This is a genomic window from Hymenobacter caeli, assembly GCF_013294115.1.
Taxonomy (GTDB): Bacteria; Bacteroidota; Bacteroidia; order Cytophagales; family Hymenobacteraceae; genus Hymenobacter; species Hymenobacter caeli.
In genome coordinates this window covers 13261-36963 of the sequence record NZ_JABSNP010000007.1, presented here as the reverse complement: position 1 = coordinate 36963, position 23703 = coordinate 13261, and the positions used below count along the sequence as shown (strand labels likewise).

The following is a 23703-nucleotide window of genomic DNA, read 5'->3' as shown; positions in this document are numbered from 1 at the left end:
GACGTTTTTGTGGCGGGAAGGGTGGCGGCCCCGGGCCGGGCCCGAACGAGTGCGGGTAGCAGCCCGGCGCTTCGGCAACGCCGGAATGCTGGGCGAAGCGGCGGGCCGCTACGGCTTCTGAACCCGAAATATGATGCGCAGGGTGCGGGCCACGCGCACGGGCTTGCCTTCATCGAGGCCGGGCTGCCACCACGGCATGAGGCGGATGAGGCGCAGGGCCTCCTCGTCGAAGCCGTGGCCGCAGCCCTTCACCACCTCCGCGTCGCAGATGCGCCCCTGCTCGTCCACCACGAACCCCACGTACACTTCGCCGCGCAGGCTCTGCGCCTGAGCGTCGGCGGGGTAGTGCGCGTTTTCGCGCAGGTAAGTTTTGTACGCCTCCTCGCCGCCCGTGAAAGCGGGCATCACTTGCGCAAAGGGCAGCGCCGCCGCCCGGGCCCGCCCGCCCGCCGATACCGCGCTGCCGGCCGTGGCCGTGGCCGCGTCCGAGCCGCTGCCGGTGGTGGCGTACATCGTCACGCTGAGGGGCCCCTCGGCCGGCGGCACCACGGTCTGGGCCCGGTAGCCGGCGCAGCTGAAGACGAGCACCGGGTCGGCCACGGCCAGCGGCACCAAAAAGCGCCCGTCCGAGTTCGTGCTCGACACGCTCGGCGAGCCCTGCACCACGATGATCACCCCCGGCAGCGGCGCCCCCGCCTCCGTCAGCACCCGCCCCGACAAGGCCGCCGCCGAACGGACCAGTCCCACGGAAGTGGGCGTTTTGAGCGGCGGGGCCACCGGCCCGGACGGTGGCAGCAGTGCGTGGCCCAACAATAAAATATTTGCGTAAAGAGCTGGCAACATAGCGGTTGAAGTAAAAGTGGTGATGAATTAAAAAAGGGGGTCCCCGACGGGGCGTAGCGCGTCTGGCGCAGTCGTTGCGTTGGCCGGAGAAATTCGATGTTTGCGAAAAGCCAAAGCCAATGGCCACCGCGACTCTCCCGCGTGACCAGGCCGAATCAGCAATGCTTATTATTAGTATAGTACAAAATAAATTCAAACTATAATTAATGCAAATCGACGATTACTACACAACTAATTTATGCAATTTTATTGAAGACTAGACAAATAAAAAGATTTTTTTACTTATAAATAAATAATATCTGCACTTGTATAGTATTTATTTTATTTAATTTTAATATAATTATTTAAAATATGGCTTTGTGAATAAATCAGTCGGCGTACCGGGCGCTTGCAAACGGCAAAGCACAGCGCGTTGCCGCGGCCCACCCGTATAACTCCCGGGGGCGAAGCCGCGCGGCCGGCCGCCTTTCACCTTGGTATTAGCATTGTCCGCGACGCGCGGCCATCGTCGCTGCTCCAGCGCTTCATTACCCCCGATGAAGTTGCCAACATGGTGGCCTACCTGGCCAGCCCCCTGGCGGCGGCCACCAACGGGGCTGCCGTGCGCGTAGACGGCGGCGTGGTGCGCAGCATATAAATACGTGCGTTGCCAAAAAAGCGGCCGGCACCCAGCATCGGCTGGGTACCGGCCGCTTTTTTGGGCACTAGTTACCGGTTGCCAGACTATTAACTGCTGACTTTAGGCGCATTTATTTACCGTCCTCGGGGGGCCCGCCCAATAGTTGCCAAGCTTCCTGGTTGCCTTGTTGGCCGGCGAGGTGCAGGGCCGTCAGGCCCCGCGCGTCCCGAATGGTCGTATCAGCCCCGGCCTCGACCAGAAGCTTGACCAGCTCGTTGCGACCGAAAATAGTGGCGAACATGAGGGCCGTGCCGCCGTTGCCGTTGGTCAGGTTTAGACTGGCCCCGCGGGCGATGAGCAGGCGGGCAATTTCGGCGTAGCCCTTGAAGCTGACCCCCATCAGGGCCGAGTTGCCGCTGGCATCCTGCAAATCGGGGTTCGCGCGGTGGTCGAGCAGCAGGCGGGCGGCGTCGAGGTGGTTGTCGTAGGTGGCCAAGACGAGGGCCGAGAAGCCCTTGCCGTTCTGAATGTTAATATCAATTTGCGGGTCTTGAAGCAGGCGTTCAAGTTCGCCTACGTCGCCCTTGCGGGCCGCATCGAAGAGCGAATCTTCGGGACGGGCAGAGTGGGATTCCATAATTTCGGGGGACTGATGGGGTCGGCAAAGTGTTACGCCCGGTGGGGCAAGGCGGGGTCGTGCCACCGGGGGTTGGGCCCGGGCCACAAGAAAATTTTACAGAAGCGTTAGCTTTCCTCATGGCCCGGGCCCAACCCCCGGCGCAACCACGGGCGGGGGCCCTACTTCGGCACCGGGCCCGACTCGTGCACCCAGGCGTCTTGCTTGGGGCCTATCGAGAAGCCGCCGTTGAGGAGCAGTGCGGCGGCGGCCACGCCCGCCGCGGCCAGCGTGCCGGCCAGCACGGGGTGCAGCGTGGCGCGGGTGTACAGGCTGGTTTTCACGACGTGGCCAGGGTAGTCGCTGTGCGCGTGGCCCCCTAGGCCGGGCTGCTGCAAGCCTCCTTCAGGGTGTTGGGCGGGCTTGTCGCTTTCCTCCTGGTTTGCAATGCCCTTGGCGCTGATCCAATCCATTACGCCGGGGGCGTACTTGTTGGCCACGCTCATCACTTTGCCGCCGCCGCCCACGTAAATGTCGCGCATCGGGTGCACAGCCGCGTGCAAAATCGCCAGCGCCACCTCCTCGGGCGCGTACACGGGCGGGGGCAGCTGCAATTCGTGGTCGGTGTAGTTGCGGGCGTTCACGTTGAACGGGGTGTTGATGGACGCCGGCTTGATGAGCGTCACCGTTACGGGCGCTTTCTCGTGCTCCAACTCGACGCGCAGCGCGTCGGTGAAGCCCTTCACGGCGTGCTTGCTGGCCGAGTACATGCCTTGCAGCGGCACGGCCACGTCCGACACCACACTCCCGACGTTGATAAGGGCCCCGCCGTGCGCCTTAAGGTGCTTGAGGGCCTCCAGCGAGCCGTTGACGACGCCCCAGAAGTTGGTCTCGAACAGCCGGTGGTGGTCGTCGGGGTTGCCGTCTTCGATGCGGCCGAAGATGCCCACGCCGGCGTTGTTCACCCACGTGTCGAAGCCGCCGAAGTGGCTGCGGGCCGCCTCGGCGATGCGGGCCACGTCCTCGGGGCGGGCCACGTCGGCGGCCACCGTGGCCACGTGGGCCCGGGTGGCTTCGAGCTGCTGGGCCACTGTGCGGAGGTCTTTTTTGGAGCGGGCGGCCAGCACCAGGCGGGCCCCGGCCTTGGCGGCGGCGCGGGCCGTGGCCAGGCCGATGCCGCTGGTGGCCCCGGTGATGACAATGATTTGCTGGTCGAGCGGTTTAGGTTGGTGGGGCATGGAAAGGGAGAAATGAAAGGAAACCGGATTTTTTAGTCGCGCGGGCGACTTTCCTGCTTACGCGGCCGCGCCTCGGTTAGATATGCCGAGCTTACCGGGTGCCCCGGCCTACCGCCTTTTCGCCGACTGCCTGTAAATCGCCAGGGGCCGGGGGTGAAGTTCCGCGATGGCGATTTTTAGCCCCACCAACCCAAGCAACGAGTAGCGGGCAGCCGGCGAAAAGCCGGCGGCCCGCCCCGCCCCTACCTTTGCCCGCGTCTTTCCCACTCAATAAATGACCCCCGATTTTACCATAAAAACCCTGGCCCTGCTCGGCAGCACCGGCTCCATTGGCACGCAGGCGCTGGAGGTGGTCCGCCAGCAGCCGGGCCGCTTTCGGGTGGCCGTGCTGAGCGCCCAACGGCAGTGGGAGCTGCTGGTGCGGCAGGCGCGGGAGTTTCGCCCGGCTGCCGTGGTTATCGGCGACGAAAGCCTCCGGGGCCCCGTGCAGGCCGCCCTGGCCGGGCAGCCCGAAACCGAAGTGCTGGCCGGGCCGGCTGCCCTGGCCGAGGTCGTTACGCGGCCCGGCATCGACGTGGTGCTCACCGCCCTGGTGGGCTACGCCGGGCTGCTGCCCACGGTGGCCGCCATCCGGGCCGGCAAGGACATTGCCCTGGCCAACAAGGAAACCCTGGTGGTGGCCGGCGAGCTGATTACCAGCCTGGTGCAGCAGCACGGCGTGCGCCTGCTGCCCGTCGATTCCGAGCACTCGGCCATCTTCCAGTGCCTGGTGGGCGAAGAGCTGAACCCGGTGGAGAAGATTATTCTCACCGCCTCCGGGGGCCCCTTCCGCGGCCGCTCGGCCCAGCAAATGGAGGCCGTCACCAAGGCCCAGGCCCTCAAGCACCCCAACTGGGAGATGGGCGCCAAAATCACCATCGACTCGGCCTCGCTCATGAACAAAGGGCTGGAAGTGATTGAGGCCAAGTGGCTGTTTGGGCTTACGAATGAGCAGATTGACGTGGTGGTGCACCCCCAAAGCATCGTGCACTCGCTGGTGCAGTTTGCCGACGGCTCGCTGAAGGCCCAGCTGGGCCTGCCCGACATGAAGCTGCCCATCCAGTACGCCCTCGGCTACCCGCAGCGGCTGGCCAACACGTTCCCGCGGTTCTCGTTTCTCGACTACCCCAGCCTCACCTTTGAGGCCCCCGACCGGGCGGCGTTTCCCAACCTGGAGCTGGCCTTTGGGGCCATGCGCCGGGGCGGCAACGCGCCCTGTATCCTCAACGCGGCCAACGAGATAGCCGTGGCCGCATTTTTGCGGGAGGCGGTCGGCTTTCGCCAGATGTCCGACCTCGTGGCCGGGTGCCTGGCGCGGGTGCCGTACCTTGCCAACCCGTCGCTCGACGACCTGATGCAGACCGATGCGGAAACGCGGCGGGCCGCTTCGGTGTTGTTGCGGTGAATGATTGAAGGAGCGAAGGAGTGAGTTGTTAGTCGATAACTCCCCCTTTTTTTCTACTCATTCACCGACCTCACTCATTCACTCCTTCAATCATTCACCGTTTGGAAATTCTCGTTATGGCCGGCCAGCTGCTGCTGGGCCTGTCGCTGTTGGTGGGCTTGCACGAATTTGGCCACTTCGCCTTCGCCAAGCTGTTTAAGATTCGGGTCGATAAGTTTTACATCTTCTTCGACTTCCTGTTCCCGCTGCCGGCGGTGATGAACTTCGCCCTGGTCAAGAAAAAGGTGGGCGAGACGGAGTACGGCATCGGCTGGTTCCCGCTGGGCGGCTACGTGCAAATCCACGGGATGATTGACGAAACCCAGGACGCGGATGCCCTGGCGGGGCCCCCGCAGCCCGACGAGTTCCGCTCGAAGCCGGCCTGGCAGCGCCTGCTGGTGATGCTCGGCGGCATCATCATGAACGTGATTACCGGCATCGTCATTTTCTCGGCCATCACCCTGCACTACGGCGAGAGCTACCTACCGGCCTCCGAGGCCCGCTACGGCATCCTGCCCAACGGCCTGGGCCGCAGCATGGGCTTCCGCACCGGCGATAAGATCGTGAAAATCAACGGCCGGCCCTTTGCCGAGTTCGACGAAGTGTACAAGCCCGAGGTGCTGCTGGGCTCGCACTCCTACTTCACCGTGGAGCGCGGCACGCAGCTGGTGGACGTGAACGTGCCCGCCAATTTCATGGACCACTTCGCCCAGCAGCAGGACAGCCTGTTCGTGCGGCCCCGCGAGCCCTTCACCGTGGGCCGCGTGGTGGCCGGCAACCCCGCCGCCGAGGCGGGCCTCAAGCCCGGCGACCACATCGTGGCCATTGCGGGCCAGCCCGTCCAGTTTTTCGACGAGCTGCAAGCCGCCCTGGTGGCCAACGCCGGCAAGAAAACCGCCCTTGCCGTGGAGCGCGACGGCCAGCCCCTGACCCTGACGGCGGCCGTGACGGCCGCGGGCAAGCTCGGCTTCGAGCCCAAGCCCACCATGCACTTCGAGCAGCGCCAGTACAGCCTGGCCCAGGCCGTGCCGGCGGGTGCCAGCAAGGCATTCGGCGTCATCGGCCTGCAAGGCCGCGCCATTGCCAAGATTTTCCGCGGCGAAGCCAAGGCTTCGGAAAGCCTCGGGGGCCCCGTGGAAATTGCCCAGCAGTACGGCGGGCAGTGGGATTGGCAGCGCTTCTGGGGCCTCACCGGCGGCCTGAGCATGGTGCTGGCCTTCATGAACTTGCTCCCCATTCCGGCCCTCGACGGCGGCCATGTGGTGTTCCTGCTCTACGAAATAATTGCCCGCCGCAAGCCATCCGACAAGTTCCTGGGCGTGGCCCAGCAAATCGGTACGGTCCTGATTCTGATGCTGATGGCCTACGTCATCATCCTCAAGCCGTTGCTCAAGGCCATCCACTAGAACGGGTGCCCTTCAAGTAGAACGTCATGCTGAACGCAGTGAAGCATCTCTACCGCAGCAGTAAACGCTGATTACTGGCGCGGTAGAGATGCTTCACTGCGTTCAACATGACGTTCCTCATTAACCACGACCATTAACCACGACGGCCTTTAGTTAAACCCTCCTTCCTCATGCTATCCTTCGCGCCGTTGCTTGGTTTGGTTTTGGCGCTGCTGGGGGGCCCCGCGCCCGCCCGGCCGGCGCTCCACGCCTACCACGCCAGCATCACGGAGCTGCGCTACAACGCGGCCAGGCAGCAGTTGGAGCTGGCCACCAAGGTGTTCACCGACGACTTTGAAAAGGGCTTGTCGGAAGGCCGGCCGGTCCGCGTCGATTTGCTGACGGCGGGGCCCCAGGGGGCCATCCTCACGGCCGACTACCTGCGCCGCACGCTGGTGCTGCACACGCCCGCCGGGGCCCCGCTGCCGCTGCAATTCCTGGGCATGCAGCCCGAAAAGGACTCGTACTGGCTGTACAGTAAAGTGGCCGTGCCGGGCAAGGCCACGGGCGTGCAAATCCGCAACGCGGTGCTGCTCGACTCGTTTGCTGACCAGATGAACATCGTGAACCTGGAAGCCAACGGCAAAAAAGCCAGCGCCCTGCTGCGCCAGGGCCACGAGCAGGAAACGCTGAGCTGGTAGGCATTGCCAAGGCCAGGTGTCGCGTCTCTACGTCGTTTTTATCCTACCGCGTCGCGCAAAAAGCCGCAGAGCGGCACCAGGGCCCCCAGCCGCGCCAGCACGTAGCCGCGGAAGTCCTTTTGGGCCAGCGCCTCAGCATCGGGGATTTCCTGGCTGGCGGTGAAGCTCTTAAACTTCAGCAGCTCGATTTCGGGGTGGGCGGGGTCGTAGCCGGCGGGGGCTTTTTTGAGTTGCTCGCCGCTGAGGCCGGCGAAGTGCCGGCGGAAGCCGGGGGCCCCCAGCACGGCCTGCAGGCCGGCCGCGTTGTAGTCGATTTCCTGGCGGATGGCGGCCAGCTGGGTTTTGTCGGGCTGGTGGAGGCCGGCGGCCACCAGGGTCTGGCCGCCGGGGCCCACCTGCACGTAGTAGCCGGGCGCGTCGATGTCTTTGCCTGCGCTGGCAGTGAAGTAGGCCGAGAAGTGCGTTTTGTAAGGGTCTTTGTTTTTTGAGAAGCGCACGTCGCGGTAGATGCGGAACACGCTGGTGCGGCCCAGGGGCCCCGCCAGGGCCGGGTCGAGCCGGTTCAGCTCCTGCCGCCAGAAGGCGACATCTTCTTCAAAATCAGCCCGTAGGCGGGTGTATTCGGCCTTGCGCTCCTGGAACCAGGCGCGGTCGTTGTGCGCGGCCAGGCGGGCGAGGAAATCAAAAAGTGGGGGAAGCTGCATGGGCGTACCAACGGAAAACGGGGCCCTGCGGCCGACTGGCTAGGGCCTCGCAAAATAGCAGCGGCCGGCCGGCGTTGTGGGAATGGGGGTTAATTATTGCCATCTACTTGAACGTCATGCTGAGCGCAGCCGAAGCATCTCTACCGCTCACTAATCAAGCTGATTACTGCTGCGGTAGAGATGCTTCGGCTGCGCTCAGCATGACGTTCTATTCTTTCACCGTGCAAAACCATTTCACCGTGCAAAACTAAATAAAGGGGCCCCGCGGTTGGCCCGGTTTTCGTTTACCCGGCATATATACTGCTTTTTTGCATCTATGAAGATTCCCGCTTTCTCCCTGCGCCTGCTCGTGCTGCCGCTGTTGCTACTGGCCGGCACGGCCCGCGCCCAGCGCCCCACCGACCTGTGGTACTTCGGCCAGCAGGCCGGCCTGAGCTTCGCCGACGGCGACCCCAAGCCGTTGCTCGACGGCAAGATGGCCACTTACGAGGGCTGCGCGGTGGCCACCACGGCCAAGGGCGAGCTGTTGTTTTATACCAACGGCATCAGCGTGTGGAACCGCCAGCACAAGGTGATGCCCAACGGCCAGCACCTGCTGGGCGGCACCAGCGCCACGGGCCCCGGCAGCAGCACCCAGTCGGCCCTCATCGTGCCCGACCCGGGCTCGGGCAACTTGTTCTACGTCTTCACCGTGGCCCCGCAGGGCGGGCGCGACGGCTTGCGCTACTCGCTGCTCGACATGACGCGCGCCGACGGCCTCGGCGACCTGCCGCGCACCAACCTGCTGCTGGTGCAGCCCGTGGCCGAGAAGCTGGCCGCCGTGCGCCACGCCAACGGCCGCGACACCTGGGTGCTGGCCCACCGCTGGAACTCCAGCGCCTTCGTGGCCTACCTCGTCACGGCCGACGGCGTGCAGGGCAACAAGCCGGTGCTCAGCAGCGTGGGCAGCGTGAACTCGGGGCCCGGCCGCAACGCCATCGGGGCCCTAAAATTCTCGCCCGACGGCCGCCACGTGGCCGCGGCGCTGTGGCGCGAAAACAACAAGTTCGAGGTGTATGACTTCGACCGCGCCACCGGCAAAGTCAGCAACGCCCGCAGCTACGGGCCCTACGCCGAGGCCTACGGGGTCGAGTTTTCGCCCGACGGCAGCAAGCTCTACGGCAGCTGCAACGGCACGGGCGGCGGCGAAACCCAGATCTGGCAGTTCGACCTGTCCAAGAAAGGCGCCGCCACGCTGGTGGGCCGCTCGGCCAACCGCAAAATCGGGGCCCTGCAACGGGGCCCCGACGGCAAAATCTACGTGGCCCGCGAAGACAACCCCAGCCTCGGCGTCATCCAAAGTCCTAATTCGGTCGGCAAAGCGTGCCAGTACGTCGATGATGGCCTCAAGCTGGGCGGGCGGCGCAGTAAATTAGGGTTGCCCAACTTCGTGGTGGTGCCTTGAGTTAGCTGTTAGCTATTAAGAGTCTATCCAAAAAAGGCCGTCATGCCTCGGCTGCGCTCGTCGGCATGACGGCCTTTTTTGGATAGGCTTTCGGTACAATACAACGGCACGCTTTTTTCTTAGGCATCACCATCCTCACGCTTTCAGCTGCCTATTTTTGTTATGAATAAACCTTCCTTCTTCGCCTTGCTGCTGGCCCTGTCGGGGGCCTCGCTCGGGGCCCAGGCCCAGTTTTCGCTGCCCAAAATTGGGGGCCTCAAGCTGCCCACGCTGGGCAAAACCGCCCCGGCTGCCGGCACTGCTACCGGCGTACCGGCGGGCGTGAGCAGCACGGAGGCGGCCAGCGGCCTCAAGGAGGCCCTCATCCAGGGCATCAGCAAGGGAGCCGACCAGGCTTCCAAAACCGACGGCTTCAACCTGAACAGCCTCATTCACATCCCGTTTCCGCCCGATGCGCAGCGCGTGGCCACCACGCTGCGCAGCATCGGTTTGGGCAGCCAGGTCGATAAGTTTGAGCTGTCGCTGAACCGCGGGGCCGAGGACGCGGCTAAGAGCGCCAAGCCCATTTTCCTGAATGCTATCAAGAGCTTGTCGTTCAGCGACGTGTGGGGCATCCTCACCGGCTCGAAGGACGCGGCCACGCAGTACCTCAAACGCACCACCACTACGCAGCTCACCACGGCTTTCCAGCCCATCATGCAGCAAAGCCTTGAAAAAGTGGACGCTACCAAGTACTACACCAGCCTCACCACGCGCTACAACCAGCTGCCGCTGGTGAAGCCCGTGCAAACCGACCTCAACCAGTACGCCACCGGCAAGGCCATCGACGGCCTGTTCACGCTCATCGCCCAGCAGGAAGCCGACATTCGCGAAAACCCCGTGGCCCGCACCACCGCCCTGCTGAAAAAGGTATTTGGCGGCTAAAATAACGACCGTGGAGATGCGACACTTCGCGTCTCCATTGCCGAACGGCAATTACTACGGTAGTCGTCGGGCAGCGGCGGAGACGCGAAGGGTCGCGTCTCTACCTCCAGTCGATTGGCCGGGCCAGGGAGCTAACTGACGGGCTTGACGTTGGGCCACCGGGCTGCGAAGGCTGCGCTACAGGTAAGTTTACGGGGCCCCACCACTGCCCCGCGCCTACTTTGCCCGCCCCCCGCCTTTCCGCTGCTGCTTTTGTTGAGGGCTTACTGGCTGGGCAGCGCGGCGTGCTGAGCCGAGCCATTACGCTGGCCGAAAGCACGTTGCCCGCCGACCGAGCCCTGGGCCAGGAGGTGCTGCAAGCCGTGCTGCCGCGCACCGGGCGCAGCCTGCGCATCGGCATCACGGGGGTGCCGGGCGTGGGCAAAAGCACGTTTATTGAGGCCCTGGGCCGCCACGTGGTGGAAACGCTGGGCAAAAAGCTGGCCGTGCTGGCCGTGGACCCCAGCAGCCAGCGCGGCGGCGGCAGCATCCTGGGCGATAAAACCCGGATGCCGTGGCTGTCGGCCCACCCGGCGGTGTTCGTGCGGCCCTCGCCCGCCGGGGGCAGCCTGGGGGGCGTCACGCGGGCCACGCGCGAGGCGCTGCTGCTGTGCGAGGCAGCGGGCCACGACGTCATTTTCGTCGAAACCGTGGGCGTGGGGCAGTCCGAAACCGCCGTGCACGGCCTGGTCGATTTCTTCCTGCTGCTGCTGCTGGCCGGGGCCGGCGACGAGCTGCAAGGCCTCAAGCGCGGCATCATGGAAATGGCCGACGCGCTCTGCATCACCAAGGCCGACCAGGCCAACGAGCTGGCTGCCCGCCGCGCCCGCATCGATTACCAGAACGCGCTGCACCTGTTCCCGCCCGCGCCCTCGGGCCAGGTGGTGCCGGTGCTGCTCACCTCCGCCGTCACGGGCGCGGGCCTGCCCGAAACCTGGGCCACCGTCGAAACCTACGCCGCCGCGGCCCGGGCCAGCGGCTACTTCGCGCAGCGCCGGGCCGAGCAGCAGCTCCAGTGGTTCGAGGACGCCGTGCAGCAGGCCCTGGCGGCGCAGTTCTACGGCCGGGCGGGGGTGCGGGGGGCCCTGGCGGACGTGCGGGCCGCCGTAGCAGCCGGGCAGCTCACGCCCTGGGCGGCAGCCGAACGGCTGCTGGGGGCGGAGTAGCGCGGTGCAGGGCAACCTCACCCCCGGCCCCTCTCCTGCGGAGAGGGGTGCGTTCAATTTGCTCGTTCAGCCCCCGACGTTGAGGTACTGGCACCCCTCTCCGCAGGAGAGGGGCCGGGGGTGAGGTTGCCCTGCGGCGAATCGCATTGCATAAGCAATTCACCAACCAATTGCCGCCGCTTATTGCCACTAATTGCGCCCGTCAGGAGTTACTACCGCAACCTCCTCCGTCAATTCTATGCCCGTCCGCCACTACCCGACCCTGCACAACTACGTGGAGGCCAACCGCCGCACCACGCCCGAATACGACGACGTGGCCCTGGAGCTGCTGGAAGGGGCCCTGCCGCCCGACCTGGTGGGCACGCTGCTGCGCAACGGCAACGGCCACTTCGAGCAGCACGGCGTGCGCTACGACCACTTGTTTGATGGCGACGGGATGGTGGCGCGGTTCGTGTTCGACGGGCAGGCGGTGCGCTACCGCAACCGCTACGTGCGCACCGACGAGTTCGTGGCCGAGGAGCAGGCCGGGCGGATGCTCTACCGCAGCTTCGGCACCAACCTGCCCGGGGGCCTGCGCGCCAACTTCCTCAAAACCAAGTTCAAGAACACCGCCAACACCAGCCTGGTGCAGCACGGCGGCCAGCTGCTGGCCCTGTGGGAAGGGGGCTTGCCCCACGCCCTCGACCCCGCCACGCTGGCCACCCGCGGCCGCTTCGACTACGGCGGGGTGCTGCGCAACCCGTTCTCGTGGCTCGACCGGCGCATCACGCCCGAGCTGCCGTTTTCGGCCCACCCCAAGGTGCACCCCACCACCGGGGTGCTGCACAACTTCGGCACCGTGGCCGGCACCCAGCACCGGCTGGTGCTCTACGAGGTGAGCCCCGCGGGGGAGGCCCGGCTGGCCCACGCGCTGCCCATGCCCGAAGCCACCTTCGCCCACGACTTCGTGCTGACGGAGAGCGGGCACCAGATTTTCTTCCTGACCCCGGTGGCCTTCGACGTGCTGCGGGCCTTCGCGGGGCTGACCTCGCCGGCGGCTTCTATTAAGGTGAACACCGCTCAGCCGACGCAAATTATCGTGGTGGCCCCGGACGGCACCGTGCACCGGCTGCACACCGAATTCGGCTTCGCGTTTCACTTTGTGAACGGCTTCCAGGACGCCGACGGCACGCTGGTGGCCGACGCGCTGCTGCTCGGCAACTACCCCAATTCGGCCGCCATCAAGGCCTACCTGAGCGGCCACCTGCCCGACGACCAGCCCCAGGCGCGCTTCGTGCGCTTCCGCCTCGACCTGGCCGCCGGCACCGTGGCCCGGCAGTCGCTGTCGGACTGCGAGGGCGAGCTGCCCGAAATCCACCCCGCCCACACGGGCCGCCCCTACCGCTACGCCTGGACCATCGGCCGCCCCTCGGGCCACCCCCTGCCCCTGCTCGACCACCTGCTCAAGCTCGACGTGCAGACCGGCGAAGTGCGCCACGCCTACGCCCCCGACACCCTGTGCAGCGAGCCCGTGGTGGTGCCCCGCCGGGCCCCCAACGGCCGCCCCGAACCCGCCGAAGACGACGGCTACCTGGCCTACCTGCGCTACTCGGCCCCCGACGACGCCACCGATTTAATCGTGGCCGACGCGGCCGACCTGCGCCTGCTGGCCCGCCTGCGGCTGCCGCACCACATCCCGCTGGGCTTTCATGGGATGTGGCAGCCAGGCTATTGATGAGCGGGCAGGGCCTTGGCGGGCTTAGCGAACGGCCAGCTTTTCGGCGTAGCGGCTTTTAGCCAGAAAGGCGGGATAGTCGCTGATATTCAGTATGTCATGCACCGCTTGCTTCTTATCGGACGCCTCCTGGTAGTAGCTCTGGCAGATTTTATAGCCCACAAAGTAGCCCAGGTCGGCGGGCTTGTCGGCGGTTTCCTGGGTGGCATTGCCAATCCAGTTGCTCCAGCTGCTGCCGGCCATTTCCTTGGTGAAACTGGCCCAGATTTCCTTTTCGTGGGCCCCGGCGTAGGCTTGCAGGCGGGCGTTGGGGTTGTGCCCGGTCGTTAATTCAGCCAGGAAATCGGCCATGCCCTCGTTGATGGCCCCGCGCAGCAAGCTGGGGTCGCTGCTGCTTTTTTGGATGAAATGGACCTGCTCGTGGGCCACCAGGCCCGGCAGGCCGCTGAGGTCGGCAAAGTTGTTGCGCTCCCACAGGTCCAACTCGGCCAGCGGCGTATCGGGGGTGCGGCACTGCTGGTCGGCCCCGACGAGCATGCCGTTGCCGGAAGCCGTACCGCCCGAATTCCAGCGTCCCACCACGAAGTACACGTTGGGAAAACGGGCCTCGGGGTAGATTTCTTTCAATTTCACGAAGCCCGCCTGGATTTGCGGCGTCATGGTGGCGATGCGCAGCGTATTGGGCCGGATGGCCCGGTAAAACTCGGGCTTGGCGGTTTGGTTGGCCACGAAGGCCTTTACCGACTTAATCTTCAGCTGGTAGTAGTCCTGCAAGCCGGGGCTGCCCTTGTCGAAGTATTCGCGCTGGTAGATGGCCGCGGCGTGCGCCGGGTCTTTGGCCACCAGGTCGTAGGCCCGCCAAAACAAGGTGATGTCGCTGGTCACCAGCCGGGCATTTCTGGGGTCGGACAACTGGGCTTCGATTTTGTCCATGCGGCCCACCGTTTTGGCAAACGCGGGGGTGGCGCGCAGGCTGGCGAGGTCGTCGTCCTGGCGGGCCAGGCTGGCCCGGTTCCAGCCCAGCTTTTGGGCAACGGCCAGCGCTTGCAGGGCCGCGGCGGGCTGGCCGGCCAGCGCGAAGGCACAGGCCTGGTTGTAATAGGCATCGGCTTTGGCCGACCGGTAAGGCTCCGCAACCGCCTGCTGCCCCAGGAGCGCGGCAGCGTCGGGGTAGCGCTTGGCTTGGAGCGTGCGTTCCACGCGGGCCCGCAACGAATCGAGGGGCACGGCGGCGGTTTGGGCCACGGCGGCGCGAGCCAGCAGGGCAGTCCCGGCGCAGAAGAGAAGCTTTTTAACCATGACGCAAATTAAAGCCTGAGGCAAATTAAAGCCCCTGCTACGGCCCGCCCTACCCCCGCCGGGGCCGCAGCGCGAGGTAGTCGAGGTAGTACAACACCTTCACCGACACGTTGTTGTTGTGCGGGGTGTTGACGGTGTTGGCCAAGTTGTCGAAGTAGAGCGGGGTGGCCTCGTTGCCTTCCAGGTAGGTCGAGTTGGCGTTTTTCCAGACGATGCTGACCTGCGAGCCGGGCGCGAACCACCACACGAGGGCGGTGTCGATGTTGAAGGCGTTGAAGCTGTTGTCGTGGTTGCGGCGGTAGGCGGGCAAGTCCGCTTCGTTGCCGCCGGGGCCCAGGCGGGCAAACGCCAGGTAGTGCACGTTGCTGGTGTAGTGCCGGGCGCGGAACGTGAGCGAGATGCGGTTGGTGAAGGTGTAGTTGGCCGCCAGCGTGTTGGTGTACGTCACCACGCGGCGGCGGCCCAGCAGCACGTCGGGGCCCAGCACGGCCAGCAGCGGCTGGTCGAGCGGGTCGGCGGGGTTTAAGCCGTCGTTCACGTAGCCCATCTGGTTCACTTTCAGGTTATAGTCAAACGTGTAACGGAAGTTGAGGCGGTCGCTGAGGCGGTAGCGGGGGCTCAGGGTGAGGGCGTAGGTGGCGCGGCGCGGGCGCGTCAGGCGGTCGTCGAGGGCGTACTGGCGGGCCACGGCGCTGAGGTCGTAGGCCAGCTTCTTGCGGCCGTCCGACGAGACGGAGCCACCCAGGTAGGTGCTGCCCGGCAGCCGCACGTAGTACGGGCCGAGCGGGGCGGTGCGCGGCTCGTAAAAGTCGCGCTGCCGGGGGTCCACGTTCAGGGTGAGGGAGGCGTTCAGGAAGCTTTTGGTGAAGGTGGTGCTGGCCTGGGCGTAGAAGTCCAGGCTCTGGTAGAGCAGGGGCCGCAGCAGGTACGAGTGGTTGACGCCGGCGCTGGTGTAGAGGTTGTTCACCTTCCAGAAGGGCTGGTACTTGTTGTAGGCCGCGTTCACCGACTGGCTCATGTTGTTGTTGCCGAAGAGGATGCCCAGGTCGTTGGGGTTGTAGGCGGCCGACTGGATGCCGTGGTCCACGTACCAGGTGAAGTTGCCCGATATCTTGCCGTAGTTCAGGTAGTACTGGTAGCCGTCGGGGTCGTCCACGGGCGCGTCCGCGTTCAGCAGTTGGCCGCGGCGGCGCGAGTAAGTGGCCTGGCCCCGGAAGGAATAGCGGTTTTTCTGGTCGTTGAAGCGGAACAGGCCGGCCGCCACGTTGGCCCCGTACACGCCGCCGGCGCGGCTCACGTTGGTGTTGATGAACGAAACGAAGGAGTTGTGGGGCAGGCTCTGGTCGAGCACCACGATGTTGTAGTTGGTGAGCGGCTGGGTGAGCACGCGGCGCTGGCGGCCGCTGGCCGAGTCCTGCACCGTGGCGTAGCTGGCCGCCGATACGGCATTGAACACGCCGATGCCCAGGCCCTTGCGGGTGCGGCCCGACACTTTGGTGGCGTTCAGCAGGCGCGTTATGCCGGGGTTTTGGGCGATGAACTCGCCCTTGCCCAGGGCCCCGGCCACGTCGCCGAAGCCCAGCGGCTGGGCCCCCACCCGCCGCGAATAAAACAGCCCGCCCTTGTTGAACAGCTCGGTGCCTTCGGTGAAAAACGTGCGGTTTTCCTGGTACTGCACCTCGAAAGGCGAGAGATTAAGCACCTGGTTGTCGCTCTGCACCTGGCCAAAATCGGGCACCAGCGTGGCGTCCAGCGTGAAGCTCTCGTTGATGCCCCACTTCACGTCGGCCCCGCCGTTGAAGCTGGTGGTGGTGTTTTGCCGGCCCTGCTCCTGGTAGGGGTAGTGGTTCACGTAGGTGCTCACGTAAGGCGTGAGGGAGAGGCGCAGCGGCGGGTGCAGGTTTTCGAGGCCCCCCAGCTCGCCCCACTGGTTCACGAAGCCATCGACGCTGGGCTTGATTTCGTTCCAGAAAAACCGCTGGTTGTCCTTTTTGCGCTGGCGCATGAAGTTGAGGCCCCAGGTTTGCACCGGGGCCTGGGCGAAGCGGATGGCCGAGTAGGGAATCCGAATTTCCACGCTCCACCCCTTGCCATCGGGCAGCGGGGCCACGCGGCTGTCCCACACGGCGTTCCAGGAGTCGTCTTCGCCGTTGGCGGGCGAGTAGCGGGCGTCGAACTGCACCCCGGTGCTCATCACCAGGAAGCCGTAGCCGTTGAGGTGGTCGCGGTAGGGGTCGAGAAACACGCCGATGAAGTCGGTGTTGCCGATGTTGTCGCGCTGCGTCAGCTCGCGCTTGATGCTGTCGGGGCCGGCCTCCACCATCTTGGCCCCTACGTACATGGCCGCGTCGTCGTAGAGCACCCGAACTTCGGTGGGCAGCCGCTCGGGCCGCCCGGGGTGGGGCTGCTGCTCGGTGAACCGGCCGGCCACCGGGGCGTCGGCCCAGGCCGCGTCGTCGAGCAGGCCGTCGAGCTTGATGGGGGCCGCCGTGCGGCGGGCCGCCAGCTGCCGGCGCGGCGCGGCGGCCGCGGGGGCCCCCGCCGCCGGGGCCGGCTGGGCCCCGGCCGGCGCGGCCCCGGCCAGGCACAACAAGCTCAGCACTAGAGCCAGGGGCCCGCGCAAGGCCAGGAGGTAATACATAACGTTGGGTGGGGAGAGTTAGAGCGGGCCAATGACCCGGGGAAAGTGCCGCCGTTGCCTGGGGCCCGACTTTTTATCGCGCCGGGGGCCGGCGGTTCGGGCACGCCGCCCCGGCCGGGGCCCCGGGCCCCGGGCCCCGGCACTCCTCGCCCACGCCCGGCCGCCCTACGGCTGCTGGCGAAAAAACACGTCGCCGCTCACCGATTCCAGCTTCACCAGGGGCCCGGGGCCGCTGCCGTAGCTGCCGTGCAGCTCGTAGCCCACGTAGCTGTGCGCCTTGAGGTTGCTGAAGGTCACGGCCGGGTCGGCGTACACCTCGCCGGTCACGGTCTTCATAGTCAGGGCGGCGGCCGTGGCCGGGGGCCAGCTCAGGTCCACGTCGCCGCTCACGGTGGTGGCTTCCACGGCGGCGCTGGCCAGGTTGCTCAGCGTCACGTCGCCGCTCACGCTGCGCACCGTCAGGGGGCCGCTCAGGGCGCTCAGCAGCAGGTTGCCGCTCACGGTTTTGGCCGTGACGGGCCCCGACAGGCCGCTCAGGTCGATGTCGCCGCTAATCGTGGTGATGCGCAGGGCCGTGCCGGCGGGCAGCGTCACCTCGTAGTCGATTTTCACGCAGTAGCTGTAGCCGCCCTTGTGGTAGCTGAGGGTGGGCCGCAGCCCGCCCGTCTTTTCGGAGCGGGTGTAGCCGCCGTGCACGCCGCCGCCCGAGTTGTTGCGGCTGCCCTCGTCGCAGTCGCCCTCGAAGTGGGTTTGGCGCAGCTTCTCCTCGTCCAGCTTTTCCACCACGCCCAGCCCCGCCGCGCCCGGCACCAGGTCCAGGCTATACAAGTCGTTGTTCTGGTTGTCGTTGAGGGCCACGCGGGCCTGCACGCTCAGCCCCGCCCCCGGCCGCACCCGAATGCTGTGGGCGTACTTTAAGTCCAGAAATACGCCCTGCCCGCTGGCCAGCGCGGCGGTTTGGGCCACGAGGCGCTGGGCCAGGGCCGGGCCCAGGCTGCCGAGCAGCAAAGAGGCGGCGAGTAGAAAACGATTCATGGCTTTTTTAATGTGGAGATGCGAGAACGTGAAAATGTGGAAAATGCAGTGCTGTGCGGGATATGGAACTGAACAGGAAGTGGTGCGACGAGCATGGCTAGGCGGTGCGCCCGAACTGAGCCAAGCGCCCCTCCGCTGTCCGTCCATTCATTTCCACATCTCCCACATCCCCACATCTTTCACATTTTTTTACTTGGCTTTGCGCACGAAAATGTCGCCGCTAATCGTCTTCAGCGACAGGGCCGCGCCGCCGCCGTTGGCGCGGCCCTCCACGGTTTGGCCGCCCACGTGGCGCAGGCCGTTGCCGCCGCCCAGGCTCAGGTCGAAATCGGTGTAGATTTCGCCCGAAATCGAACGCATCGAGAGGCTGATTCTGGCCGCGGCGGGCAGCGTCACGTCCACGTCGCCGCTCACCGACGACACGGCGCTGGGCTGGGTGGGCGTGGCCCCGAATTTTATTTGAATGTCGCCGCTGATGGTGTTGGCCACCACGGGACCGCTCACGTTCAGCAGCCGGAGGTCGCCCGATTTCAGGCTCACTTCGATGCGCCCGGCCAGGTCGCGCAGCAGCAGGTCGTCGCTGCCCCAGCCGTCCTGGCCGAAGGCCACGTCGGTTTGGCGGGGCAGGCGCACGGTGTAGTGGTCTTCGCCGCGGGTGGTGCGCACCACGCGGATGGTGTTGTCGCCGGCCTGCGACACGGCCAGGCCCAGGCGGGTGTTGTCGGTGCCGCCGCTGTACACGGCGTGCAGGCCGATAGCGCTGGACGGTGGGGCCTCGTAACCGCCCGAGCCTTTAATTATCAGCTCGTCGCCGTCGTAGCCCTCCACCGTCACGTCGCTGCCGTGCATGTCGAGCACCACCTTGCGGTTTTGGGCACTGTTGAATTTCATTCGGAATTCCTGGGCCCGCAGCTGGGCGGGCAGGGCCAGCCCCAGGGCCAGCAGCGGAAGAAGCGCGTATTTTTTCATGATAAGAGGACGAAAGAAGGGAATCAGCAGCCTTAAAAAAGGCCGGGGGAAAAGGCCGGGTACAACGGAGTGGCGCGCCGTTGCGGGGCCCCGCGGGGAACGGCGGGCCCCTCCGTTGTACTTGGCAGTGGGGGTCAAATCAGTTGCCCCAGGCCGCTTTCGGCTTGCTGGCGCACGGCGGGCAGTACTTCGGGCTGGCGGCTCATTTGTTCCAGCTGGGGCACGGCGCGTTTTTCGCGCAGCGTCACCAGCGTTTCGATAAGGGTAATTTGCACGTTGGGGTCGGTTTGCAGGGGCAGGGCTTCCACCAGGGCGGGGCCCACGCGCGGGTCGGCCCGCAGGCGGAACAGGGCGTCGCAGGCCGCCAGGCGCACGTTGGGGTTGGGGTCGGTGTCGAGGGTGTGGATGAGGGCCAGCACGGCGGGGTCGCCGGGCTCCACCACGGCGGCCGGGGCCTGGCTCACCAGCAGCAGGCGCTGGCTGGCCGAAGCCGGCCGCTGCCGCGCCGCCGCCAACTGCGCCGACAGCGGGGGCTGCGCCGGGGCCGCCACGCTCGCCACCTGGGCCGCCGGGGCCCCGCCGCGCAGTAGCAGGCCCAGCACCGCGCCGATGGCCACCAGCGCCACGCTGGCCGCGATGCGCACCCAATTATTGGTGCCTGGTGCCTGGGGCCTGGGGCCTGGGTTCTGGGGTAACTGAATGGCTAACGGCTGCTCGCCGCGCTGGGCCGTCAGGCCGGGGGCGGCGGGAGTGCTGGCGGCCAGGGCCGCTTTTTCCTGGGCCAGCATGGCCAGAAAATCGTCGCGCAGGGCCAGCGGCGGCACTTCGGCGGGCAGGGCGTCGAGGTCGGCGAAGAGCGTGCGCAGCTGAGTCAGCTCGGCCTGGCAGGCGGGGCAGGTGGACAAGTGCGCGGCCAAGTGCGCCGCCTCGGCCGGCAGCGGCCGGCCGTCGGCCAGCTCGGGCAGCCAGGGCCGCAGCGCGGCGCAAGCCGGGTCGGGCAAGGGGGCGGAAGTAGGATAGTTTGTGTCCACTGTTAATGGATAAAGGTTAACTTTTAACTGATTAGCTCAAATAAATTCGCCGCAGCGCGTCCAAAGCCCGGTGGGCTTTTACGCGGGCCGCGCCGGCGGAGCAGCCCAGCTGCTCGCCAATTTCGGCGTAGTCGAAGCCCTGGAAGCGGTGCAGCACCAGCACCTCGCGCTGGGGGGCGGGCAGCAGGGCCAGGGCTTCGTGCAGGGCCTGGTGCTCGTCGGTAGCGGTGCGCTGAGCGTGGGCGGCGCGGCCGTGGGCGGCGGTTTTTTCTACGGTGTCCAGGTCGGCGGTGGGGCGCTGGCGTTGGTAGTGGTCGGCCCAAACGTGGCGGGCCATTTGGTACACCCAGGCCCGGAAGGGCTGCCCGGGCTGGTAGCTGGCGCGGTAGCGCAGCACCCGCACGAACACGTTCTGGGTCAGGTCCTGGGCCACGTCCCGGTCGCCGTTGGCCAACCGGGCCAGGAACCCGAACAGGGGCCCCTGGTAGCGCTCGAACAGCCCCGTGAGGCAGTCCAGCTCGTCGGCCCGCACCCGGGCCATCAGGGCTTCGTCGCTGGGCGGCGCATCAACTACGGCAAGCGGCATACACGTGAAAGCAAACGACGAGAAGGAAGGGTTTGGAAGGAGTACCGCCGGGCGGGCGGTTCGTTACGGGGCCCCGAAGAAATATTTTTACGGGCATGTGATTGGTCACTGGCAAAGGAGGGCTTTTAATCAAAAAAATGGGCCAGCTCCTTGCAAATCAAGAAGCTGGCCCAAGTACTTGGCGGCGGCAACCGGTGGCTACCGCTCGTTGACGTTGATGCTGATGGCGGATTTATTTTTGCCGCCACCCGTGGCCGCGGGCAAAAACTGCCGGCGGTACTTCTCGGCCTGGGCCGGCGTCAGGGCCTTGCCGTTCACGCGCCCGCCCTTGTCGTCGAGCTGAAACGAGAAGCTTTTGTCGTCGGCGCCGATGAGGCCATCGCGACGCAGCTCGTCGCGCACCTTGGTGGACGACGTGGAAGCCGGCGGCGCGGGCGGAGTCTGCGGCGCGCGGGGGCCCCGGGCCGAGCCGGCCGCGTTGTTACTCGTCGCCTCTTCGCGCTGCAACAGGGCCAGCTCGCGCTGGGCGTCGCGGATTTGCACTTGCAGCTCGCGGCGGCGCTCCCGCACATCGTCCGTCGATTCACCGGCCCGGTCCTGCGCTTCGCGGCGGCGCACCTCCGCGTCGATGCGGCGCGTGTTGGCATCGGCCCGCCGGGCGTTCGCGTCAGCACGCAGCGCGTTCACGCCGGCCTGCCGGGCGTTTGCTTCGGCGCGGCGCGCGTTGGCTTCGGCCTGGCTGTTGTTGCGGCTGATGCGGCGGTTTTCCAGCGATGCCAGCGCTTGCTCGGTGGCGCGGCGGTCGTCGTCGCTCAGGGTGGGGCTTTGCAGCGATTGGCGCAAGCTGCGCCGGGCCGATTCCACCGCGTCGCGCTCAATGGCGTCGGTGTCCAGGTCCATGTTGATGTTCACGTCCGGCGTGACAAGAGCAAGACCGTTAAGCTGCTGATTATAAGTATCCAGCTTGTAAGTGTTCAACTGGCGTAACAGCTGCTTTTGCTCCTGAAACAACTTTTCGCGCTGCTTAAACAGCTTCTCCTGCTCCTTGAACATTTTGGTTTGCTGTTCAAGGTTGGCCTCCGGCCCGAAGGTTTGCACCAGGGGCCCCATACCAAGGGCCCGCAGCGTGGCTTCGGGGTTACCGGGCCCGCCGGGCACAACGGCCCAGGCACCCGCCGGAGGCACCTGAATCACTTCTACCTGCATCTTCTTATCCTTCTTGCTTTTCTTGCTGGGGCCCTGGGTTTCCACCGGCTGCCCGTCCACAATCAGCTTGGTGAGGCGGCCTTTCTTGTCTTTCTCAACGATAACGGTGCTGCCGGGGCCCGGCTGCCCCCCGCGCAGCCGGCGGAGCCGCGGCGGACGCGGCGCGTCGGGAGCTGCCGGCACTTCGGGCATCGCGGGCGCTTCGGGAGCGTTCGGGGCTTCGGGCGCGTCGGCCACCGGTGGCACGGGCGGAACCGGGGGGATGGCAGGCACGGCCGGGGCCGAGAGCGGCAGGGGCACCTTCGCCAAGCGTCTGACGGTATCAGCAGGGACGGACAGCGAGTGCCACACCACCGGGGCGGCGGGCACCAGTTGGCGCAGGCGCGGGCCGGCCGGGGCCGGGGCCGCCGGACCGGCCAAGGCTACGCCGGTGCCCAGCAAGCCCAGGCCACCCAGCAGCAGGGCCACCGCTGCCAGGCTCTCGCCGCGGGTGGGGCGGGCCGGGGCGGCCTGCACCAGCCGGCGCACCCGGCCCAGCAACGAGCCGCGCCCGCCGGTGGCGGCCAGGGCCAGGCGCGGGGCGGGGGCCAGCACGGCGGCCTGGCTCCACTCGGCCAGGGCGGTGAGGGCGCGGGCCAGCCGCAGCGGGTCGCCGCCCACCAGCTGGGTGGCGAGGTCGTCGCAGCAGTTTTCGCGCTCTTCCCGCAGGCACTGGCCCAGGTACCACACCGCCGGGTGGTAGAAAAACACGGTTTCGGCCAGGGTTTGCAGCAGGTTCACGAGGTAGTCGCGGCGCAGCACGTGGGCCAGCTCGTGGGCCAGGATGGCTTCCACGCAGGCCACCGGCAGGCCCGTCGCCGCGCCCAGCGGCAGCAGCACCAGGGGCCGCAGGTGCCCCACCACCAGCGGCGCGGCCACCAGCCCCGATTCGAGCAGCGCCACCGGGCGGCGCAGGCCGGCCCGGGCCGCCAGGGCCCCCAGGCGGGCTTGCCAGGCGGCCGGCAGCGGCCGGGTGCGGTGGCGGCGCAGCCGCCGCACGTACAGCAGCCCGCCCAATAAGCGCACGCTCATCACCAGCAGGCCCAGGCCCCAAGCCAGCACCAGCCAGGGCAGGTTTTGGTCGAAATGGGCGCGGGCGGTGGCCAGCCAGCTCGAAGGCGGCGTGGCAACGACAGTCGTTTCAGAAGATGCAAAATCCGCAGCTACCGCCGCGGGCGCGGCCGTGGTTTGGGCCAGCTCAACGACGCCGTAAGTGGGCGCGGCCAGCGTTTCCGGGGCCCCGTAGTAATAGCCAAACGTGCCCGCTGCCACTAGCACCAGGGCCCCCAGGGCCCCGGCCGCCACCCGGTAGCGCACGGCAGCCGCGTGGCGGCGCAGCGCCAGTAGCGCCACCGCTACCAGCGCGGCGGCCAGCGCGCCCTGCCACAGCGAGTGCAGCAGCGTCCAACCCAGGGCCCGCAGCACGGCGGGCGAAACCAATTGCTCAAGCGTGCTCATCGTCGGGGGCGGAAGTAGGGGTAGAGGAATTTTGAATCTCGATGTCGTTCAGCAGCCGGCGCAGCTGAGCCAGCTCGTCGGCCGACGTGGCGCGGTTGCCCAGGGCCTGCATCACCAGCTTCAGGGCCGAGCCGCCGAAGGTGGCCGCCACGAACTTGTCGAGCAGCAGGTTTTGGGTGTCCTGCTCGCGCACGGCGGCCCGGTACACGTGGCTGCGGCCCTCGTCGTCGCGCCGCACCAGGCCCTTGTCCAGCATCAGCTGGAGCAGCTTCAGGGTGGTGGTGTAGCCCACTTCGGCGCGGCGGCGCTGGCCCAGCTCGTCGTTCACGGCCCGCACCGTGGCGGGCCCGTGCTGCCAGAGCACGTGCAGGATTTCCAACTCGGAATCGGTAGGTTTGGGCGGGGCTTTGCTCATGCGGATAAGGCTAAGCGCTACGAACTATTTCGTAGGACAACGCAAAGATTATACGAACTCATTCGTAGTTGCAAGCGCATCATACGAATTATTTCGTATGATGCGCTTTATCCGCGTTAACCGCCTGCTAATTAAGTAAATATTTTTC

General features: G+C 66.3%; 20 protein-coding genes. 8 read left to right on the top strand and 12 right to left on the bottom strand.

The features are described from left to right. Positions 1-108: 108 nt before the first annotated feature. Positions 109-810, bottom strand: coding sequence for a TonB family protein (locus tag HNP98_RS09030; RefSeq protein ID WP_173809742.1), 702 nt, complete (start codon positions 808-810; stop codon positions 109-111). A 421-nt stretch (positions 811-1231) separates the two neighbouring features. On the opposite strand from HNP98_RS09030, the gene HNP98_RS21530 reads away from it, so the two are divergent. Then, complete coding sequence (locus tag HNP98_RS21530) at positions 1232-1480, top strand: SDR family oxidoreductase (protein ID WP_217425708.1); 249 nt, start codon at positions 1232-1234, stop codon at positions 1478-1480. A gap of 112 nt (positions 1481-1592) precedes the next feature. On the opposite strand, the gene HNP98_RS09020 is transcribed toward HNP98_RS21530, so the two are convergent. Next, on the bottom strand, positions 1593-2099 hold the full coding sequence (locus HNP98_RS09020) for an ankyrin repeat domain-containing protein (RefSeq protein ID WP_173809741.1): 507 nt from the start codon (positions 2097-2099) through the stop codon (positions 1593-1595). A gap of 161 nt (positions 2100-2260) precedes the next feature. Beyond that, positions 2261-3316, bottom strand: coding sequence for an SDR family oxidoreductase (locus HNP98_RS09015; protein ID WP_173809740.1), 1056 nt, complete (start codon positions 3314-3316; stop codon positions 2261-2263). Between the two features lie 274 nt (positions 3317-3590). Between HNP98_RS09015 and HNP98_RS09010 the strand changes: the two genes are divergently transcribed. The 3 genes from HNP98_RS09010 to HNP98_RS09000 all read left to right on the top strand — a co-directional run bounded on the left by HNP98_RS09010 (position 3591) and on the right by HNP98_RS09000 (position 6885). Next, positions 3591-4760 (top strand): 1-deoxy-D-xylulose-5-phosphate reductoisomerase, encoded by a 1170-nt coding sequence (locus HNP98_RS09010; RefSeq protein ID WP_173809739.1) that lies wholly within the window; start codon positions 3591-3593, stop codon positions 4758-4760. A gap of 101 nt (positions 4761-4861) precedes the next feature. After that, complete coding sequence (rseP, locus tag HNP98_RS09005) at positions 4862-6205, top strand: RIP metalloprotease RseP (protein WP_246275053.1); 1344 nt, start codon at positions 4862-4864, stop codon at positions 6203-6205. Positions 6206-6375: 170 nt separating this feature from the next. Beyond that, on the top strand, positions 6376-6885 hold the full coding sequence (locus tag HNP98_RS09000) for a DUF6702 family protein (RefSeq protein ID WP_173809738.1): 510 nt from the start codon (positions 6376-6378) through the stop codon (positions 6883-6885). A gap of 38 nt (positions 6886-6923) precedes the next feature. On the opposite strand, the gene HNP98_RS08995 is transcribed toward HNP98_RS09000, so the two are convergent. After that, positions 6924-7589, bottom strand: coding sequence for a DUF2461 domain-containing protein (locus HNP98_RS08995; protein WP_173809737.1), 666 nt, complete (start codon positions 7587-7589; stop codon positions 6924-6926). 316 nt (positions 7590-7905) lie between these two features. Here HNP98_RS08995 and HNP98_RS08990 point away from each other — a divergent pair, with 316 nt between their 5' ends. The 4 genes from HNP98_RS08990 to HNP98_RS08975 all read left to right on the top strand — a co-directional run bounded on the left by HNP98_RS08990 (position 7906) and on the right by HNP98_RS08975 (position 12876). Next, positions 7906-9033, top strand: coding sequence for a TolB-like translocation protein (locus tag HNP98_RS08990; RefSeq protein WP_173809736.1), 1128 nt, complete (start codon positions 7906-7908; stop codon positions 9031-9033). A 162-nt stretch (positions 9034-9195) separates the two neighbouring features. Then, entirely contained in the window at positions 9196-9957 is a 762-nt protein-coding gene (locus HNP98_RS08985; protein WP_173809735.1) for a DUF4197 domain-containing protein, read from the top strand. Between the two features lie 221 nt (positions 9958-10178). Then, entirely contained in the window at positions 10179-11162 is a 984-nt protein-coding gene (meaB, locus tag HNP98_RS08980; protein WP_173809734.1) for a methylmalonyl Co-A mutase-associated GTPase MeaB, read from the top strand. Positions 11163-11400: 238 nt separating this feature from the next. After that, a complete protein-coding gene (locus tag HNP98_RS08975; RefSeq protein WP_173809733.1) occupies positions 11401-12876 on the top strand; it encodes a carotenoid oxygenase family protein in 1476 nt (491 codons plus the stop codon). Between the two features lie 24 nt (positions 12877-12900). Here HNP98_RS08975 and HNP98_RS08970 read toward each other — a convergent pair whose 3' ends face one another. From HNP98_RS08970 to HNP98_RS08935, 8 genes are all read right to left on the bottom strand, one after another. Next, complete coding sequence (locus HNP98_RS08970; RefSeq protein WP_173809732.1) at positions 12901-14175, bottom strand: gliding motility protein GldB-related protein; 1275 nt, start codon at positions 14173-14175, stop codon at positions 12901-12903. A 49-nt stretch (positions 14176-14224) separates the two neighbouring features. Beyond that, entirely contained in the window at positions 14225-16816 is a 2592-nt protein-coding gene (locus HNP98_RS08965) for a DUF5916 domain-containing protein (protein ID WP_173809731.1), read from the bottom strand. 165 nt (positions 16817-16981) lie between these two features. Beyond that, positions 16982-17851: a DUF4097 family beta strand repeat-containing protein gene (locus tag HNP98_RS08960; protein ID WP_173809730.1), complete on the bottom strand. Its 870-nt coding sequence runs from the start codon at positions 17849-17851 to the stop codon at positions 16982-16984. A 189-nt stretch (positions 17852-18040) separates the two neighbouring features. Next, positions 18041-18820: a DUF4097 family beta strand repeat-containing protein gene (locus tag HNP98_RS08955; protein ID WP_173809729.1), complete on the bottom strand. Its 780-nt coding sequence runs from the start codon at positions 18818-18820 to the stop codon at positions 18041-18043. 134 nt (positions 18821-18954) lie between these two features. Continuing rightward, positions 18955-19821 (bottom strand): HEAT repeat domain-containing protein, encoded by an 867-nt coding sequence (locus HNP98_RS08950; protein ID WP_173809728.1) that lies wholly within the window; start codon positions 19819-19821, stop codon positions 18955-18957. 61 nt (positions 19822-19882) lie between these two features. Continuing rightward, entirely contained in the window at positions 19883-20437 is a 555-nt protein-coding gene (locus HNP98_RS08945) for an RNA polymerase sigma factor (protein ID WP_173809727.1), read from the bottom strand. A gap of 198 nt (positions 20438-20635) precedes the next feature. Continuing rightward, on the bottom strand, positions 20636-23140 hold the full coding sequence (locus HNP98_RS08940; protein ID WP_173809726.1) for a M56 family metallopeptidase: 2505 nt from the start codon (positions 23138-23140) through the stop codon (positions 20636-20638). After that, complete coding sequence (locus HNP98_RS08935) at positions 23127-23555, bottom strand: BlaI/MecI/CopY family transcriptional regulator (protein ID WP_173809725.1); 429 nt, start codon at positions 23553-23555, stop codon at positions 23127-23129. Before HNP98_RS08935 ends, HNP98_RS08940 begins: the two co-directional genes overlap by 14 nt. Positions 23556-23703: the final 148 nt, after the last annotated feature.

What these genes read in the sequence shown, in the direction of transcription:
- HNP98_RS09020 (WP_173809741.1), bottom strand. Translation starts at nt 2,099, where the DNA reads ATGGAATCCCACTCTGCCCGTCCCGAAGATTCGCTCTTCGATGCGGCC.
- HNP98_RS09015 (WP_173809740.1), bottom strand. Translation starts at nt 3,316, where the DNA reads ATGCCCCACCAACCTAAACCGCTCGACCAGCAAATCATTGTCATCACC.
- HNP98_RS09010 (WP_173809739.1), top strand. Translation starts at nt 3,591, where the DNA reads ATGACCCCCGATTTTACCATAAAAACCCTGGCCCTGCTCGGCAGCACC.
- HNP98_RS09000 (WP_173809738.1), top strand. Translation starts at nt 6,376, where the DNA reads ATGCTATCCTTCGCGCCGTTGCTTGGTTTGGTTTTGGCGCTGCTGGGG.
- HNP98_RS08995 (WP_173809737.1), bottom strand. Translation starts at nt 7,589, where the DNA reads ATGCAGCTTCCCCCACTTTTTGATTTCCTCGCCCGCCTGGCCGCGCAC.
- HNP98_RS08990 (WP_173809736.1), top strand. Translation starts at nt 7,906, where the DNA reads ATGAAGATTCCCGCTTTCTCCCTGCGCCTGCTCGTGCTGCCGCTGTTG.
- HNP98_RS08985 (WP_173809735.1), top strand. Translation starts at nt 9,196, where the DNA reads ATGAATAAACCTTCCTTCTTCGCCTTGCTGCTGGCCCTGTCGGGGGCC.
- HNP98_RS08975 (WP_173809733.1), top strand. Translation starts at nt 11,401, where the DNA reads ATGCCCGTCCGCCACTACCCGACCCTGCACAACTACGTGGAGGCCAAC.
- HNP98_RS08970 (WP_173809732.1), bottom strand. Translation starts at nt 14,175, where the DNA reads ATGGTTAAAAAGCTTCTCTTCTGCGCCGGGACTGCCCTGCTGGCTCGC.
- HNP98_RS08965 (WP_173809731.1), bottom strand. Translation starts at nt 16,816, where the DNA reads ATGTATTACCTCCTGGCCTTGCGCGGGCCCCTGGCTCTAGTGCTGAGC.
- HNP98_RS08960 (WP_173809730.1), bottom strand. Translation starts at nt 17,851, where the DNA reads ATGAATCGTTTTCTACTCGCCGCCTCTTTGCTGCTCGGCAGCCTGGGC.
- HNP98_RS08955 (WP_173809729.1), bottom strand. Translation starts at nt 18,820, where the DNA reads ATGAAAAAATACGCGCTTCTTCCGCTGCTGGCCCTGGGGCTGGCCCTG.
- HNP98_RS08945 (WP_173809727.1), bottom strand. Translation starts at nt 20,437, where the DNA reads ATGCCGCTTGCCGTAGTTGATGCGCCGCCCAGCGACGAAGCCCTGATG.
- HNP98_RS08940 (WP_173809726.1), bottom strand. Translation starts at nt 23,140, where the DNA reads ATGAGCACGCTTGAGCAATTGGTTTCGCCCGCCGTGCTGCGGGCCCTG.
- HNP98_RS08935 (WP_173809725.1), bottom strand. Translation starts at nt 23,555, where the DNA reads ATGAGCAAAGCCCCGCCCAAACCTACCGATTCCGAGTTGGAAATCCTG.